22 protein-coding genes and 1 pseudogene are annotated in these 12,803 nt (G+C 72.4%); all 23 read right to left on the minus strand.

What is annotated here, in order from left to right; translation table 11 throughout:
• Positions 1-2: 2 nt before the first annotated feature.
• Positions 3-722 (minus strand): 50S ribosomal protein L17, encoded by a 720-nt coding sequence (gene rplQ / locus EDC03_RS18505; protein ID WP_123379885.1) that lies wholly within the window; start codon positions 720-722, stop codon positions 3-5.
• A 41-nt stretch (positions 723-763) separates the two neighbouring features.
• Positions 764-1,780: a DNA-directed RNA polymerase subunit alpha gene (locus tag EDC03_RS08950; RefSeq protein ID WP_123379886.1), complete on the minus strand. Its 1,017-nt coding sequence runs from the start codon at positions 1,778-1,780 to the stop codon at positions 764-766.
• A gap of 171 nt (positions 1,781-1,951) precedes the next feature.
• Complete coding sequence (gene rpsD / locus EDC03_RS08955; RefSeq protein WP_123379887.1) at positions 1,952-2,578, minus strand: 30S ribosomal protein S4; 627 nt, start codon at positions 2,576-2,578, stop codon at positions 1,952-1,954.
• A gap of 34 nt (positions 2,579-2,612) precedes the next feature.
• Positions 2,613-3,020, minus strand: coding sequence for a 30S ribosomal protein S11 (gene rpsK / locus EDC03_RS08960; RefSeq protein ID WP_123379888.1), 408 nt, complete (start codon positions 3,018-3,020; stop codon positions 2,613-2,615).
• A 126-nt stretch (positions 3,021-3,146) separates the two neighbouring features.
• Positions 3,147-3,527, minus strand: coding sequence for a 30S ribosomal protein S13 (gene rpsM, locus EDC03_RS08965; RefSeq protein WP_123379889.1), 381 nt, complete (start codon positions 3,525-3,527; stop codon positions 3,147-3,149).
• 160 nt (positions 3,528-3,687) lie between these two features.
• On the minus strand, positions 3,688-3,801 hold the full coding sequence (rpmJ, locus tag EDC03_RS08970) for a 50S ribosomal protein L36 (RefSeq protein WP_030903823.1): 114 nt from the start codon (positions 3,799-3,801) through the stop codon (positions 3,688-3,690).
• A 151-nt stretch (positions 3,802-3,952) separates the two neighbouring features.
• Positions 3,953-4,174, minus strand: a complete 222-nt coding sequence (gene infA / locus EDC03_RS08975) for a translation initiation factor IF-1 (protein WP_123379890.1) — start codon at positions 4,172-4,174, stop codon at positions 3,953-3,955.
• 246 nt (positions 4,175-4,420) lie between these two features.
• On the minus strand, positions 4,421-5,245 hold the full coding sequence (gene map / locus EDC03_RS08980) for a type I methionyl aminopeptidase (RefSeq protein WP_123380090.1): 825 nt from the start codon (positions 5,243-5,245) through the stop codon (positions 4,421-4,423).
• A gap of 10 nt (positions 5,246-5,255) precedes the next feature.
• The gene (locus EDC03_RS08985; RefSeq protein WP_123379891.1) at positions 5,256-5,822 is read right to left on the minus strand and encodes an adenylate kinase; all 567 of its coding nucleotides are present in this window, start codon (positions 5,820-5,822) and stop codon (positions 5,256-5,258) included.
• Positions 5,819-7,114: a preprotein translocase subunit SecY gene (gene secY, locus EDC03_RS08990; protein WP_123379892.1), complete on the minus strand. Its 1,296-nt coding sequence runs from the start codon at positions 7,112-7,114 to the stop codon at positions 5,819-5,821. Before secY ends, EDC03_RS08985 begins: the two co-directional genes overlap by 4 nt.
• Before the next feature lie 228 nt (positions 7,115-7,342).
• Positions 7,343-7,825 (minus strand): 50S ribosomal protein L15, encoded by a 483-nt coding sequence (gene rplO / locus EDC03_RS08995; RefSeq protein WP_123379893.1) that lies wholly within the window; start codon positions 7,823-7,825, stop codon positions 7,343-7,345.
• Between the two features lie 2 nt (positions 7,826-7,827).
• Positions 7,828-8,010, minus strand: a complete 183-nt coding sequence (gene rpmD, locus EDC03_RS09000) for a 50S ribosomal protein L30 (RefSeq protein ID WP_123379894.1) — start codon at positions 8,008-8,010, stop codon at positions 7,828-7,830.
• Positions 8,010-8,627, minus strand: a complete 618-nt coding sequence (gene rpsE, locus EDC03_RS09005) for a 30S ribosomal protein S5 (protein ID WP_123379895.1) — start codon at positions 8,625-8,627, stop codon at positions 8,010-8,012. Before rpsE ends, rpmD begins: the two co-directional genes overlap by 1 nt.
• A 51-nt stretch (positions 8,628-8,678) precedes the next feature.
• Positions 8,679-9,074, minus strand: a complete 396-nt coding sequence (gene rplR, locus EDC03_RS09010; protein WP_123380091.1) for a 50S ribosomal protein L18 — start codon at positions 9,072-9,074, stop codon at positions 8,679-8,681.
• Positions 9,074-9,613, minus strand: coding sequence for a 50S ribosomal protein L6 (gene rplF, locus EDC03_RS09015; protein ID WP_123379896.1), 540 nt, complete (start codon positions 9,611-9,613; stop codon positions 9,074-9,076). The genes rplR and rplF overlap by 1 nt, the downstream gene beginning before the upstream one ends.
• A gap of 13 nt (positions 9,614-9,626) precedes the next feature.
• A complete protein-coding gene (gene rpsH, locus EDC03_RS09020) occupies positions 9,627-10,025 on the minus strand; it encodes a 30S ribosomal protein S8 (protein WP_123379897.1) in 399 nt (132 codons plus the stop codon).
• Positions 10,026-10,174: 149 nt separating this feature from the next.
• The gene (locus EDC03_RS09025; protein ID WP_123379898.1) at positions 10,175-10,360 is read right to left on the minus strand and encodes a type Z 30S ribosomal protein S14; all 186 of its coding nucleotides are present in this window, start codon (positions 10,358-10,360) and stop codon (positions 10,175-10,177) included.
• 1 nt (position 10,361) lies between these two features.
• A complete protein-coding gene (gene rplE / locus EDC03_RS09030; protein ID WP_123380092.1) occupies positions 10,362-10,904 on the minus strand; it encodes a 50S ribosomal protein L5 in 543 nt (180 codons plus the stop codon).
• A gap of 50 nt (positions 10,905-10,954) precedes the next feature.
• Positions 10,955-11,320 (minus strand): 50S ribosomal protein L24, encoded by a 366-nt coding sequence (gene rplX, locus EDC03_RS09035; RefSeq protein ID WP_123379899.1) that lies wholly within the window; start codon positions 11,318-11,320, stop codon positions 10,955-10,957.
• A gap of 1 nt (position 11,321) precedes the next feature.
• Positions 11,322-11,690 (minus strand): 50S ribosomal protein L14, encoded by a 369-nt coding sequence (gene rplN / locus EDC03_RS09040; RefSeq protein ID WP_123379900.1) that lies wholly within the window; start codon positions 11,688-11,690, stop codon positions 11,322-11,324.
• A 133-nt stretch (positions 11,691-11,823) separates the two neighbouring features.
• The gene (gene rpsQ, locus EDC03_RS09045; protein ID WP_277872072.1) at positions 11,824-12,117 is read right to left on the minus strand and encodes a 30S ribosomal protein S17; all 294 of its coding nucleotides are present in this window, start codon (positions 12,115-12,117) and stop codon (positions 11,824-11,826) included.
• Positions 12,118-12,164: 47 nt separating this feature from the next.
• Positions 12,165-12,383, minus strand: a pseudogene (rpmC, locus tag EDC03_RS09050) (50S ribosomal protein L29); the annotation flags it as partial.
• Entirely contained in the window at positions 12,383-12,802 is a 420-nt protein-coding gene (rplP, locus tag EDC03_RS09055; RefSeq protein WP_123379903.1) for a 50S ribosomal protein L16, read from the minus strand. The pseudogene rpmC and the gene rplP, both read right to left, overlap by 1 nt.
• Position 12,803: the final 1 nt, after the last annotated feature.

Consider the following 12,803-nt stretch of genomic DNA (forward strand, 5'->3'; position numbering starts at 1 on the left):
GGTCAGCTGCGCGCGTCCTTCTCGGCGTCCTCGGCGGCCGTGGTGACCTCGTCGGCGGCGTCGGCCGCCGCGTCGGCGTCCACCGCGTCCGACGAGCCCGGCGCGAGGACCTCGGCGTCGTCCGCCGCGGTCTCGGCGTCGGCGGTCGCGTCGCCGGCACCCTCGGTGTCGGCGCGCAGCGACCTGTCCTCGGCCTCGGTGGCCGAGTCCTCGGCGCGGGCCTCGGACAGGGCCGCCGCGTCCGCGTCGTCGACCTCGGACACGCCGACGCCGGCGGCCGCGGCCGCGCTCGCGCGGGCCTCGTCACGGGCCGAGCGGCCCGTGGCGGCCGTCGCCTCGCGGACGACGTCCTGGCGGGCCGAGACGGCCTCGGTGACCAGCTCGATGACGACCATGGGGGCGTTGTCGCCCTTGCGGGGGCCGATCTTCGTGGTCCGCGTGTAGCCGCCCTCGCGGAGCTCCATCGCCGGGGCGATGTCGGTGAAGAGCTCGTGGACGACGGACTTGTCGCGGATCTGCGTCATCACGCGGCGGCGCGCGGCGAGGTCGCCGCGCTTGGCGAAGGTGATGAGGCGCTCGGCGTACGGGCGGAGCCGCTTGGCCTTGGCCTGCGTGGTGGTGATGCTCCGGTGCTCGAACAGCTGCGTGGCCAGGTTGGCCAGGATCAGGCGCTCGTGCGCCGGACCGCCGCCGAGCCGCGGGCCCTTGGTGGGGGTGGGCATGACTTCTCCTCGTGCGGGTGCTCAGTCGGGCAGGCGGGTGGTCAGTACTGCTCGTCCTCGGCGAACGAGGCGTCGTCGTCCTCCTCGTAGGCGCCGATGGCGGCGCTCGGGTCGAACCCGGGCGGGCTGTCCTTGAGCTGGAGGCCCATGGTGCCCAGCTTGACCTTGACCTCGTCGATGGACTTCGCGCCGAAGTTGCGGATGTCCAGCAGGTCGGCCTCGCTGCGGGCGACGAGCTCGCCCACCGAGTGGATGCCCTCGCGCTTGAGGCAGTTGTAGCTGCGCACCGTGAGGTCGAGGTCCTCGATCGGCAGCGCCAGGTCGGCGGCCAGGGCCGCGTCGGTCGGCGACGGGCCCATGTCGATGCCCTCGGCGTCGACGTTGAGCTCGCGGGCCAGGCCGAAGAGCTCGACGAGGGTCTTACCGGCCGACGCCATGGCGTCCGCGGGGACCGTCGACGGCTTCGTCTCGACGTCGACCACGAGGCGGTCGAAGTCGGTGCGCTGCTCGACGCGGGTGGCCTCGACCTTGTACGTCACCTTGAGCACCGGCGAGTAGATCGAGTCGACCGGGATGCGGCCGATCTCGGCGTCGCCCGACTTGTTCTGGGCGGCGGAGACGTAGCCGCGGCCGCGCTCGACCGTCAGCTCCATGTCGAGCCGACCGTCCTCGCCGAGCGTCGCGATGTGGACGCCGGTGTCGGCGACCTCGACGCCCGCCGGCGGGGCGATGTCGGCGGCCGTGACGGCGCCGGGGCCCTGCTTGCGGAGGTACATCGTCACGGGCTCGTCGTGCTCGCTGGAGACGACGAGCGTCTTGACGTTGAGGATGATCTCGGTGACGTCCTCCTTGACCCCGGGGATCGTGGAGAACTCGTGCAGCACGCCGTCGATGCGGATGCTCGTGACGGCCGCACCCGGGATGGACGAGAGCAGCGTGCGGCGGAGGCTGTTGCCGAGCGTGTAGCCGAAGCCGGGCTCGAGCGGCTCGATGGTGAACCGCGAGCGGCGGTCGGCGACGCGGTCCTCGGTCAGGGTGGGTCGCTGTGCGATGAGCACGGGGGTTCCTTCCGGGCGCGGGGTCCGCCATATGACCCCGGGGTGGCTCGAGCCGGCACGCGGCTCGGGTGGCGGGTGGGCGCGGGCCCGCCGGGCACCGCGCCGCCCGGAGGGGCGGCGCGGGTGCGGGCCGGCCCCCGCGCAGAGGCGGGGACCGGCCCGGGGGTCAGGTCACTTGGAGTAGTACTCGACGATCAGCTGCTCCTGGACCTGGACGTCGATCGCGCCGCGGGCCGGGACGGCGTGCACGAGGGCACGCATCCGGTCGGCCTGGACCTCGAGCCACGCGGGGGCCGTGCGGCCCTCCTGCTCGGCCTTGGCGACGACGAACGGCGTCATCTCCAGCGACTTCTCGCGGACCTCGACGATGTCGAGGGCCGAGACGCGGTAGCTGGGGATGTCGACCTTCTGGCCGTTGACCCGGATGTGTCCGTGGCGCACCGCCTGGCGGGCGGCGTCGCGCGACTTGGCGAAGCCCGCGCGGTACACGACGTTGTCCAGGCGCAGCTCGAGGATCTCGAGGAGGGTCTCGCCGGTCCGGCCGGACCGGCTCTGCGCCTCCTCGTAGTACCCGCGGAACTGCTTCTCGAGGACGCCGTAGATGCGCGCGCACTTCTGCTTCTCGCGCATCTGCATGAGGTACTCGCTGTCCTTGGTCCGGCCGCGGCCGTGCTCGCCCGGCGGGTAGGGGCGGATCTCGATCGGGCACTTGCCCGAGTCGCACTTCGCGCCCTTCAGGTACAGCTTCTGCTTCTCGCGCCGGCAGCGCTTGCAGTCGGGCCCGGTGTAACGCGCCATGGGTGCTCTCTCTCTTCTCGCTCGCGGGCCGCGGTCAGACGCGCCGGCGCTTGGACGGGCGGCAGCCGTTGTGGGCCTGCGGCGTCACGTCCTGGATGGTGCCCACCTCGAGGCCCGTGGCCTGGAGGGAGCGGATGGCGGTCTCGCGGCCCGAGCCCGGGCCCTTGACGAAGACGTCGACCTTGCGCATGCCGTGCTCCTGCGCGCGGCGGGCGGCGGCCTCGGCGGCCATCTGCGCGGCGAAGGGCGTCGACTTGCGCGAGCCCTTGAAGCCGACCTGGCCCGCGGAGGCCCAGGAGATCACCGCACCCGTGGGGTCCGTGATCGAGACGATGGTGTTGTTGAACGTGCTCTTGATGTGGGCCTGGCCGAAGGAGACGTTCTTCTTCTCCTTGCGGCGCGTGCGGCGCGCGCCGCCGGCCGACCTGGTCTTGGGGGGCATGGGCTGGTTCTCTCCTGGACGTGGGACGAGCTGACCGGGACGCCGCTCGCGCCGCCTGGCGGCACGCGGGGGTCTCGCGGTCGGGGTCTGGGAGCCGCGGCCGGGCGGGTGCCCGGCCGGTCGGCCTTACTTGCGGCCGACCTTCTTCTTGCCGGCGACCGTGCGCTTGGGGCCCTTGCGGGTGCGCGCGTTGGTCTTGGTGCGCTGGCCGCGGACCGGCAGGCCCCGGCGGTGGCGCAGACCCGCGTAGCAGCCGATCTCGACCTTGCGGCGGATGTCGGCGGCCACCTCGCGGCGGAGGTCGCCCTCCACCTGGTAGGTGCCCTCGATGTGGTCGCGGAGCTTGACCGCGTCCTCCTCGGACATGTCCTTCACCCGCAGGTCGGGGCTGATGCCCGTCGCCGCCAGCGTCTCGAGGGCGCGCGTGCGCCCGACGCCGAAGATGTACGTGAGCGCGATCTCGAGCCGCTTGTCGCGGGGGAGGTCGACGCCGACGATGCGTGCCATCGCGGTGCTCCTGGTGCTCTGCCGGAGGTGTGGTGCAGCGTCGTCCCGCCTCCCGGCGGGTCCCCCGCCTCCGGGCGGGGGGTGACGTCCCGCTCGCGCGGGGGTCGGACGCTGCGGTCCGGCGGCCGCGGGTGCGGCAGCCGGTGCGACGTGCCGGGGCTCAGCCCTGGCGCTGCTTGTGACGCAGGTTGTCGCAGATGACCATGACCCGGCCGTTGCGGCGGATCACCTTGCACTTGTCGCAGATCTTCTTGACGCTCGGCTTGACCTTCATGGCTGTCCTCCACCGCGTCCCCGCGCCGGGGGCAGTCGGTACTCGTGGGGGCTGGTGGTGCTGCTGCGCACCGGCCCCTCGGGGAGGGGCACGGTGCCGGGTGCTGCTCGGGCGCCGGCCGGCCGGGGCCTGCCGGGCTGCCCGCCGACGGTCACTTGTAGCGGTAGACGATCCGGCCGCGGGTGAGGTCGTACGGGCTCAGCTCCACCACCACGCGGTCCTCGGGGAGGATCCGGATGTAGTGCTGGCGCATCTTCCCCGAGATGTGGGCGAGGACCTTGTGGCCGTTCGACAGCTCCACGCGGAACATGGCGTTCGGCAGTGCCTCCACCACGGCGCCCTCGATCTCGATGACCCCGTCCTTCTTGGCCATTGCCCTCCGCTCGTGCGGGCGCGCGGACGCACCCCGTCGCAGTTCTCGTGTCCGGTCGTCGGTGCGGACCCAGCGCGCGGGAGAGCACCCCGGCCCGGGAGAGACCGGGCCCGTCCTCGCCGAACCAGCCGCGGGGCGAGGACATGGGTGTGCGAGCGCGCTCGTGCACCGACGGGGCAGCCTACGCGAGGCGGGCCGTGCGACGAAATCGCGGTGCCCGGGCCGCGGCCCGACCGGCGCGACGGGTCAGCCGAGCGGCTGCGGCACGACCCCGTGCCGCGCGAGCCCCGCGACGCCGCCGTCGCGCGCGGTCAGCACCCAGAGCCCGCCGTCGTGGACGGCGACCGTGCTCTCCCAGTGCGCCGCCCGCGAGCCGTCGGTGGTGACGACCGTCCACTCGTCGGCGAGGACGTCGGTGTCCGCCGTGCCGCGGGTGACCATCGGCTCCACGGCCAGGCACATGCCCGGCCGCACGCGCGCGCCGCGGTCACGGGTGCGGTGGTTGAGCACCTCGGGCGGCTGGTGCATGGCCGTGCCGATCCCGTGGCCGACGTACCCCTCGACCACGCCGTACCGGCCGTCGAGGGAGTCCTCGACGGCGGCGCCGACCTCCCCCAGCCGCTGCGCCCCGGCGAGGGCGGCGAGGCCGGCCCACATGGCGGCCTCGGTGGCCGCGACGAGGGCGACGTCCTCCGGGTCGGCCGCGCCGGCCCCCGTGTCGAGCACGGCGCTGAAGGCCGCGTCGCCGTGCCAGCCGTCGAGGACGGCGCCGCAGTCCACCGACACGACGTCTCCGTCGACGAGCACCCGGTCCCCCGGGATGCCGTGGACGACCTCCTCGTTGACCGAGACGCACAGCGAGGCCGGGAAGCCCTGGTAGCCGAGGAAGGACGGGACGGCGCCCGCCGCCCGGATGACGTCGTGCGCCACCCGGTCCAGCTCGGCCGTCGTCGTCCCCGGCGCCAGCGCCGCGCGGACGGCGTCCAGCGCGTCCGCGACGACGAGGCCGGCGGCCCGCATGAGCACGACCTGGTCGGCCGTCTTCAGCTCGACCCGCTCCCGGCGCAGCAGGCCCACGGCGTCAGCCCCGGCCGAGCGCCGCGAGGATGCGACGGGTGACCTCGGCGACCTCGCCGAGCCCGTCGACGGGGCGGAGCAGGCCCCGGCCGGCGTAGACGTCGACGAGGGGTGCGGTCTGCGCGGCGTAGACCTCCAGGCGGTGCCGCTGCACGGCCTCGCCGTCGTCGGAGCGGTGCTGCTCCGTGGCGCGCTGCGCGAGCCGCTTGACCACCTCGTCGGTGTCGACGGTGAGCTCGACGACGGCGTCCAGGCTGCTGCCGTCCGCGTCGAGCATCCGGTCGAGCTCGGCCACCTGGGCCGTGGTCCGCGGGTACCCGTCGAGGAGGAAGCCGCCCCGGGCGTCGTCCGCGGCCAGGCGGTCGCGGACCATGGCGTTCGTCACCGTGTCGGGGACGTACTCCCCCGCGTCCATGAAGGCCTGCGCCTCGCGCCCGAGCTCGGTGCCCTCGCTGACGTTGGCGCGGAAGATGTCGCCCGTCGAGATCGCCGGCACGGCGAGCTCGGTGGCGAGCCGCGCGGCCTGCGTGCCCTTGCCGGCCCCGGGCGGGCCGAGCAGCACGAGCCTCATCGGAGGAACCCCTCGTAGGTGCGCTGCTGCAGCTGCGACTCGATCTGCTTCACCGTCTCGAGGCCGACCCCGACGACGATGAGGATCGACGTGCCGCCGAAGGGGAAGTTCTGCGTGGCGTCCACGAGCACGAGCGCCACGAGCGGGATGAGCGCGACGAAGCCGAGGTAGATGGCGCCGGGCAGCGTGATCCGCGTGAGGACGTAGTCGAGGTACTCGGCCGTGGGCCGGCCCGCCCGCACGCCGGGGATGAAGCCGCCGACGCGCTTGATGTTGTCGCTGACCTCGTCCGGGTTGAACGTGATCCCGACGTAGAAGTACGTGAAGAAGATGATGAGCAGGATGTACACGACGATGTAGATCGCCGTGTCGCCCGTCACGAGGTTCGCGTTGATCCACTGCACCCAGCCGGCGCTCTGGTCGTTGAACTGCGCGACGAGGGCGGGCAGGTAGAGCAGCGACGAGGCGAAGATGACCGGGATGACGCCGGCCATGTTGACCTTGATCGGGATGTAGGTGCTCGTCCCGCCGTACATGCGGCGGCCGACCATGCGCTTGGCGTACTGGACCGGCACCCGGCGCTGGGACTGCTCGACGAAGACGACGAGCGCCACGATGACGAGGCCGACCGCCACGACGACGGCGAGGACGCCCCAGCCGCGCGACAGCCCGATGCTCCACAGCTGGCCCGGGAACGTCGCCGCGATGGACGTGAAGATGAGCAGCGACATGCCGTTGCCGACGCCGCGCTCGGTGATGAGCTCGCCCATCCACATGATGAGGCCGGTGCCCGCGGTCATCGTGATGACCATGAGGACGATGGTGACGACGGAGTCGTCCGGGATGATCTCCGCGGCGCAGTTGGGGAACAGCTGGCCGGCGCGGGCCACCGCGATGTAGGTCGAGGACTGCAGCACGGCCAGCGCGATGGTCAGGTAGCGCGTGTACTGCGTGAGCTTCGCCTGCCCCTGCTGGCCCTCCTTCTTGAGGTCCTCGAAACGGGGGATCACGACCGTCAGCAGCTGCGTGATGATGCTCGCGGTGATGTACGGCATGATCCCGAGCGCGAAGACCGAGAGCTGCAGCAGCGCTCCCCCGCTGAAGAGGTTCACCAGCCCCAGCAGGTCGTTCGACTCCGGCGCGGACGCGAGGCACTGCTGCACGTTCTGGTAGCTCACGCCCGGCACGGGGACGAAGGAGCCCAGCCGGAAGATCGCCATGATCCCCGCGGTGAAGAGCAGCTTGCGACGGAGGTCTGGTGTACGGAAGGCCCGCCCGAGAGCGCTGAGCACGTGTCCTCCAGATCGCCCGGGGCGGGCGGACGGCCGGGGCCGCGCCGACGACGGCGGCGGGCGGCGGTGCGGTCAGGTCGGCTGCACCCGGGAGGGGCAGCGCCGGTCGGACACTACCCGGGATCGGGTGCCGGGCCTGCACGGCCCGCCCGGGTCGTGGTGGTCTGCACCACCACCCGGATGCACGACGCCCCGCCGCCCAGGAGGGCGGCGGGGCGTCGGAGGTGCTCAGAGGGTGGTCGTGGACCCACCCGCCGCGGCGATCTTCTCCACCGCGGAGGCCGAGAAGGCGTGGGCCGTGACCTGCAGCGCGACGTCCGCGCTGCCCTGGCCGAGGACCTTGACCTTCTGGTTCTTGCGCACGGCGCCGGCGGCGACGAGCTCTGCCACGCCCACGGTGCCGCCCTCGGGGAACAGCTCGGAGAGCCGGTCGAGGTTGACGACCTGGTAGGTCGTGCCGAACGGGTTGTGGAACCCGCGCAGCTTCGGCAGCCGCATGTGCAGCGGGGTCTGGCCACCCTCGAAGGCGGCCGAGACCTGGTACCGGGCCTTGGAGCCCTTGGTGCCGCGGCCGGCCGTCTTGCCCTTGCTGCCCTCGCCGCGGCCGACGCGGGTGCGCGCCGTCTTGGCGCCGGGGGCCGGGCGCAGGTGGTGCACGCGCAGGGTGCGGGCCGGGGCCTCGCCCTGCGTGCCGGTGGTGTCGTCAGCCATGGTCAGTCGACCTCCTCGAGCGTGACGAGGTGCGCGACCGTCGTGACCATGCCACGGAACTCGGGACGGTCGTCCTTGACGACGACGTCCCCGATCCGCTTGAGGCCGAGGCTGCGCAGCGTGTCGCGCTGGTTCTGCTTCCCGCCGATCGGCGAGCGGGTCTGGGTCACCTTGAGGCGCGCCATCAGGACGCCGTCCCCGACATCGCGCGGACGAGGGCCGCCGGGGCGACCTCCTCGACGGTCTTGCCGCGGCGGGCCGCGACCGACTCGGGGCGCTCGAGCCCCTGCAGCGCCGCCACCGTCGCGTGGACGATGTTGATGGCGTTGCTCGAGCCGAGCGACTTCGACAGGACGTCGTGGACGCCGGCGCACTCGAGCACGGCGCGCACCGGGCCGCCGGCGATGACACCGGTACCCGGCGACGCCGGACGCAGGAGCACGACGCCGGCGGCGGCCTCGCCCGTGACGGGGTGCGGGATGGTGCCCTGGGCGCGCGGGACGCGGAAGAAGGCCTTCTTCGCCTCCTCCACGCCCTTGGCGATCGCCGCGGGCACCTCCTTGGCCTTGCCGTAGCCGACGCCCACCGTGCCGTCGCCGTCCCCGACGACGACGAGCGCGGTGAAGCTGAAGCGGCGGCCGCCCTTGACGACCTTCGAGACGCGGTTGATGGTCACCACGCGCTCGAGGAACTGGTTGCGGTCCGCGGGCTCGCCCCGGCGGCCGTCACGACGGTCCCGGCGGTCGTTCCCGCCGGGGCCACCCGTGCCGGCACCGGCGCCGCGGCGCTGGGGTCCAGGCATGTTCTGGTCTCTTCTCTCTCGGTACGTCGTGAGGCGCTGGAGGAGCCGGCCCTAGAGGGCCAGGCCACCCTCGCGGGCGCCGTCGGCGACGGCGGCCACCCGGCCGTGGTAGCGGTTGCCGCCGCGGTCGAAGACCACGGCCTCGATGCCGGCCGCGCGGGCCCGCTCGGCGACGAGCTCGCCGACACGACGGGCCTTGGCCGTCTTGTCGCCGTCGGAGACGCGGAGGTCGGCCTCCATGGTGGACGCGCTGGCCAGCGTGCGGCCGACCGTGTCGTCGACGACCTGCACGAACATGTGCCGGGTCGAGCGGTTGACGACGAGGCGCGGGCGCACCGCCGTGCCGGAGACCTTCTTGCGGACGCGCAGGTGGCGGCGGTTGCGGGCAGCGGTGGTACCGGTGCCCTTGATCGCCGTGACCCCGCGGTAGGAGGACCTGCGAGCCATCACTTACCTGCCTTTCCGACCTTGCGTCGGACCTGCTCGCCCGCGTAGCGGACGCCCTTGCCCTTGTACGGGTCGGGCTTGCGGAGCTTGCGGATGTTGGCCGAGACCTCGCCGACCAGCTGCTTGTCGATCCCCTGCACGGAGAAGCGCGTGGGCGCCTCCACCTGGAAGGTGATGCCCTCCGGCGCGGTGATGACGACCGGGTGGCTGAAGCCGAGCGCGAACTCGAGCGAGCCGCCCTTGGCCTGCACGCGGTAGCCGGTGCCGACGATCTCGAGCTTCTTCTCGTAGCCCGAGGTGACGCCCGTGACCATGTTGGCGATGAGCGAGCGGGTGAGCCCGTGCAGCGCCCGGTTGGTCCGCTCGTCGTCGGGGCGGGTGACCTGGAGCGCGCCGGACTCGCCGCGCTCCACGCCGATGGGGCCGGGCACGGTGTGGGCGAGGGTGCCGCGGGGGCCCTTCACCACGACGTCCTGGCCGTCGATGCTGACGTCGACGCCCGCGGGGACGTCGATCGGGAGCCTGCCGATGCGAGACATGAGATCTTCTCCCTCACCAGACGTAGGCGAGGACTTCCCCGCCCACGCCCTGCTGCTTGGCCTGCCGGTCCGTGAGGAGGCCGGAGGACGTGGACAGGATCGCCACGCCGAGGCCGCCGAGCACGCGCGGGAGGTTCGTGGACTTGGCGTAGACGCGCAGGCCGGGCTTGCTGACCCGGCGGACCCCGGCGATGGAGCGCTCGCGGTTGGGGCCGAACTTCAGCTGGATGGTGAGCTTGCGGCCCACCTCGGCGTCCTCGACGTCCCAGCCGGCGATGTAGCCCTCGGCCTGGAGGATCTCGGCGATGCGCTGCTTGAGCTTGCTGTAGGGCATGGTCACGTCGTCGTGGTACGCCGAGTTGGCGTTCCGCACACGCGTGAGCATGTCCGCGATCGGGTCGGTCATCGTCATCGGGCTCGTCCGCCCTTCCTCACCTCGGTTTCCGCTCCCCGACGCGGCGGGGAGGGACCTGAGGCGGTCGTGCCGGGCACGGTGACCCGGCGCTTCTGCTGGAACTTGCTCGTGTTGGGTGCCCCCGGCTCAGGGCCGGGGGCGGGGGCTCACCAGGAGCTCTTCGTGATGCCGGGCAGCTCGCCGCGGTGCGCCATCTCGCGCAGGCAGATCCGGCACAGGCCGAACTTGCGGTAGACCGAGTGGGGCCGGCCGCAGCGCTGGCAGCGCGTGTAGGCGCGGACGCCGAACTTCGGCTTGCGGGCGGCCTTGTTGATGAGGGCGGTCTTCGCCATGTCAGTCCTCCTTGAAGGGGAAGCCGAGCTGACGCAGCAGCGCACGGCCCTCGTCGTCGGTGCGCGCGGTCGTGACGACCGTGACGTCCATGCCCCGGACCCGGTCGATCCGGTCCTGGTCGATCTCGTGGAACATCGACTGCTCCGTGAGGCCGAACGTGTAGTTGCCCCGGCCGTCGAACTGCTTCGGCGACAGGCCGCGGAAGTCGCGGATGCGGGGCAGCGCGAGCGACACGAGCCGGTCGACGAACTCCCACATGCGGTCGCCGCGCAGCGTCGTGTGGCAGCCGATCGGCATGCCCTCGCGCAGCTTGAACTGGGCGATCGACTTGCGGGCCTTCGTGACCTGCGGCTTCTGACCCGTGATCGTGGTCAGGTCGCGGACGGCGCCGTCGATGAGCTTGGAGTCGCGGGCCGCGTCACCCACGCCCATGTTGACGACGACCTTGACGAGGCCGGGCACCTGCATGACGTTGGCGAAGCCGAACTGCTCGCGCAGGGCCGGCGCCACGTCGGAGCGGTACCGCGCCTTGAGGCGCGGCATCGGCGCACCGCTGGCCTCGGTCACGCCGGCGTCCTGCTGGGTCGTCTCACTCATGCGATGTCCTTGCCGGAGCGCTTGGCCACGCGGACCCGCGTGGTGACGGTGCGGCCGTCGCGCTCGGTCGTCTCGGTGCGCACGCCGACGCGGGTCGGGCGACCCGTCTCCGGGTCGACGATCTGCACGTTGCTGATGTGCAGGGGCGACTCGACGGTCTCGCGACCGCCGGTGCCGCGCCCGGTGCCGGCCTTCACGTGCTTGGTGACGCGGTTGACGCCCTCGACCAGCACGCGCTGGCGCTCGGGGTACACCGCGATGACGCGACCCTGCTTGCCGCGGTCGCCCCCGCGCGCCTGCGTGGCGCCGGAGATGACCTGGACCAGGTCGCCCTTCTTGATCTTGATCTTGGGCTTCGTCATGTCAGAGCACCTCCGGGGCGAGCGAGACGATCCGCATGAACTTCTTGTCGCGCAGCTCGCGGCCCACCGGGCCGAAGATGCGCGTCCCACGCGGGTCGCCGTCGGCCTTGAGGATGACGGCCGCGTTCTCGTCGAAGCGGATGTAGGAGCCGTCGGGACGACGGCGCTCCTTGCGGGTGCGGACGACGACCGCCTTGACGACCTCGCCCCTCTTCACGTTGCCGCCGGGGATGGCGTCCTTGACGGTCGCCACGATGACGTCCCCGATGCCGGCGTACCGACGGCCGGAGCCGCCGAGCACCCGGATGCAGAGGATCTCCTTGGCACCCGTGTTGTCGGCGACCTTGAGCCGCGACTCCTGCTGGATCACTGTTCTGCACTCCTGTCGTCGCGCCGGTTCTCGTCGCGAGCCTGGCGGAACGGACTCTTCCTGGGTCGTGCGTGGGTGCCGGCCCCGCTCCCGGCGGGGAGGGGGCCGGCGGGCCCGGTGAGGGCCCGGGGCCTCAGACGGCCTTCTCGAGCACCTCGACGACGCGCCAGCGCTTGGTGGCCGACAGCGGTCGCGTCTCGGCGATCCGCACGCGGTCGCCCACGCCGACGGCGTTGGTCTCGTCGTGCGCCTTGACCTTGCTGGTGCGGCGGATGACCTTGCCGTACAGCGGGTGCTTGACGCGGTCCTCGACGACGACGACGACGGTCTTGTCCATCTTGTCGCTGGTGACCACGCCGAGGCGCGTCTTGCGGTAGCCGCGCTGCTGCGCGTCCCCCGCGTCGGTGCTCTGGGTGTCGGTGCTCACGGCGTCCTCGCTCACGTCGGGCCTCACTTCTCGCCGGGCGTCGGCGCGGCGGTGATGCCCAGCTCCTGCTCGCGCATCACCGTGTAGATGCGCGCGATGTCACGACGGACGGCGCGCAGCCGGGTGTGGTTCTCCAGCTGGCCGGTGGCCGACTGGAAGCGGAGGTTGAAGAGCTCCTCCTTGGCGCGGCGGAGCTCCTCGAGGAGCTCCTCGCCACCCTTGTCCCGCAGCTTCGCGGGAGCCAGGTCCTCGCTGCCGACGGCCATCAGACCTCACTCCCCTCGCGCGCCACGAAACGGCACTTCATCGGCAGCTTGTGGATCGCGAGCCGCATCGCCTCGCGGGCGGTGGGCTCGTCCACGCCGGAGATCTCGAACATCATGCGGCCCGGGTGGACGTTCGCCACCCACCACTCGGGCGAGCCCTTGCCGGAGCCCATGCGGGTCTCGGCGGGCTTCTTCGTCAGCGGACGGTCCGGGTAGATGTTGATCCACACCTTCCCGCCACGCTTCATGTACCGCGTCATGGCGATACGCGCCGACTCGATCTGCCGGTTGGTGACGTACGCCGGCTCGAGCGCCTGGATGCCGTAGTCGCCGAAGGCGATGCTCGTGCCGCCCTTCGCCACGCCGGTGCGGCGCGGGTGGTGCTGCTTGCGGTGCTTGAGCCTGCGGGGGACCAGCACG

It is taken from the genome of Pseudokineococcus lusitanus (assembly GCF_003751265.1).
GTDB classification, from domain to species: domain Bacteria; phylum Actinomycetota; class Actinomycetes; order Actinomycetales; family Quadrisphaeraceae; genus Pseudokineococcus; species Pseudokineococcus lusitanus.